The sequence below is a fragment of the Streptomyces sp. NPDC021562 genome (genome assembly GCF_040640875.1).
Classification (GTDB): domain Bacteria; phylum Actinomycetota; class Actinomycetes; order Streptomycetales; family Streptomycetaceae; genus Streptomyces.
Genome location: NZ_JBFACN010000078.1, coordinates 1 through 1,796, shown reverse-complemented (window position 1 = coordinate 1,796; position 1,796 = coordinate 1). Strand labels below are relative to the sequence as shown.

Genomic DNA, 1,796 nt, shown 5'->3' with positions numbered 1-1,796 from the left:
TAAAGGATAATATTGACGAAAGATTACTTGGAGAGAAGTCTTATTTTTCGAGTAGAGGGTTAAAGAAGCCTGAAGAGTATATTTTGACGGAAAAAGAAAAAGAGACTCTGCTAAAGTCTCATGACGAATATATAACATATTCCAAAAACTATGAAAATGAATATCTAGGCAATATTCATAAGATACAAATTAACTTAAATCGCAAAAGTTAACAGCGCTATTTTAACACATAGAAAATAAAAATACTATGACTTTACCGTTTTCTAATAGCGGGTAAAGTGTTCAAACTTTGACAATGGGACTCCTATAATGGGGTCCTTATTTAATTTCCTTGAAAATATAAAATCCGCCCTTTTGCGTGTGGGTGGGGTGACTCCAGTTGGGGCCCCCGACACCGCAAGGCGGATTTATTTTATTTATAAAAGACCGAGAGAAATAACACTAACCATTATGGTATTGACATGATACCACTTTGATACTATAATGATACCATAAGGAGGTGAAGTTATTGGGAAAAGCGGTTTTTTCTCTAAGGCTTACTGAAGACCTACACGAATGGTTAAAAAAAGAAGCTGAAAAGAGAGGTATGTCGGTCAACGCTTTGATTTCATACATACTGAGCGAATATAAAGACGATAAAGAGTTTTAACGGAGTAGTTCTACGTAGTGAAAGCGTAGCGGTTCCTTTACTTGGAAAGGCGACTCTGATAACCTAGTTCGGTTTGCCACATTAAAGATTTCTAGAAGGTGGCGACGGTGGCAAGTAATCTGGGTCGCAAAGGTTCCGAGTCAAGGATTCATGGAGTAGATCTACGCAGTGGTGATGGTGAAGCGCAACTAAAAAAACAAGAAAAGAGGACGAGCACATGTTTAATATTTCTTATTACAAAACCGAAGACACAAAAGTAATGGTGGTTACATTACACGCACTAAAACAAACTATCATTTTGCAACCAGGATTCTTTTATAAAATTTCAGGAGTTGATAGAAAAGTAATAACCGGCTGCGGCGAATTTAGTGGTACAATTCTAGTAGATTTAGGATTTATATTTCCGTTTAAATCTGATAGAAAAATAGGTTAATATTTAATCGCTATTTCTGTTTCTTACTTAACTTGATTATAGCGATTAATAAGCAGAAAAATTTAGACAAGGAAGAGAGGTATTTTATAATTGAGGTATCGTCACAAACTAATAAAAAGTGGCGGTGTATGGGAATTATTGAGCTACGAGAAAGAGGTAGCAACAGGTAAAGATGCAGTTCGTGAAAATGCTGGTAGGAAAAAACAGTCTGATCATGATTGGATAAATGATGCTGAAACAAAGATGAAGAACAGGTCTGATGTGTTATATCGTGCAAGGAAGCAAGTGTTTAACCAAGCAAATGCCAATGCAAATGCGTGGAACGAGCAACCGAAATTTTTCACACTTACATATGCTGAAAACATGCAGGACATAAAACAATCTAACTATAACTTCAAAAAGTTTATCCAAAGGCTGAATTACACTTTAAAAATAAAACTAAAATACACTGCTGTAATTGAGTTTCAGAAACGAGGGGCTATACATTATCACCTATTGGTCTATAACCTTCCTTACACGCCTGTAGACGTTCTATCGGACATCTGGGGTCATGGGTTTGTTAAAATAAATAAAATAGACCACGTGGACAATGTAGGGGCTTATATAACGAAATATATGATAAAGGATAATATTGACGAAAGATTACTTGGAGAGAAGTCTTATTTTTCGAGTAGAGGGTTAAAGAAGCCTGAAGAGTATATTTTGACGGAAAAA

Annotated in this window: 2 protein-coding genes and 1 pseudogene; all 3 read left to right on the top strand. The window is 35.7% G+C overall.

Going from position 1 to position 1,796, the window contains the following annotated elements; genetic code table 11:
* A partial coding sequence (locus AB0G52_RS40910) for a hypothetical protein (RefSeq protein ID WP_361344345.1) occupies positions 1–212 on the top strand: 212 nt, incomplete at its 5' end.
* Between the two features lie 287 nt (positions 213–499).
* Positions 500–649: a toxin-antitoxin system HicB family antitoxin gene (locus AB0G52_RS40905; protein ID WP_350502499.1), complete on the top strand. Its 150-nt coding sequence runs from the start codon at positions 500–502 to the stop codon at positions 647–649.
* 571 nt (positions 650–1,220) lie between these two features.
* Positions 1,221–1,796, top strand: a pseudogene (locus AB0G52_RS40900) (hypothetical protein); the annotation flags it as partial.